We start from the raw sequence: 470 nt of genomic DNA, 5'->3' as shown, positions 1-470 counted from the left end.
CGTCCAGCAGGCCATCAAGCAGCTCTTCGGCAGCACGCAGCGACGCATCCACGCGCTCGGCCAGGTGCTTCTGCTCGTCACTCACATGGTCGCTGTCGCGCAGCGCCGAAGCAAACAGCCGTGCGGCGTTCAACGGCTGCAGCACGTCATGGCTGATCGCCGCCAGGAAGCGGGTCTTCGACTGCTGCGCGACCTCGGCCTCGTGCGAGCGCTCGGCCACGCGCTGTTCCAGCGTCTCGTTGGCCTCCAGCAGTGCTTTTTCCGCGTGCTTGTAGTCGGTGATGTCGTTGTAGCTGGTCACGTAACCGCCGCCGGGCAGCGCCTGGCCGCGCATCTCGATCACCTTGCCGTCGCTGCGGGTGCGCTCGAACACGTGCGGTGAGCCGGCGCGCATGTAGCCGATGCGGCGGTTGATCTGCACTTCGATATCGCCCTCGCCCAGCTCGCCGCGCTCGGCGTTGTAGCGGATC

1 protein-coding gene is annotated in these 470 nt (G+C 66.8%); it reads right to left on the bottom strand.

The genetic code is table 11. The features are described 5' to 3' along the window. On the bottom strand, positions 1-470 hold a 470-nt coding region (locus tag D7X55_RS46165), incomplete at both ends, for a PAS-domain containing protein (protein ID WP_199747383.1).

Source organism: Corallococcus sp. AB049A (assembly GCF_003668885.1).
In the GTDB taxonomy this organism is placed as follows: domain Bacteria; phylum Myxococcota; class Myxococcia; order Myxococcales; family Myxococcaceae; genus Corallococcus; species Corallococcus interemptor.
Note: the sequence above shows the minus strand (reverse complement) of the source record. Positions and strands in the feature narration are given on the sequence as shown.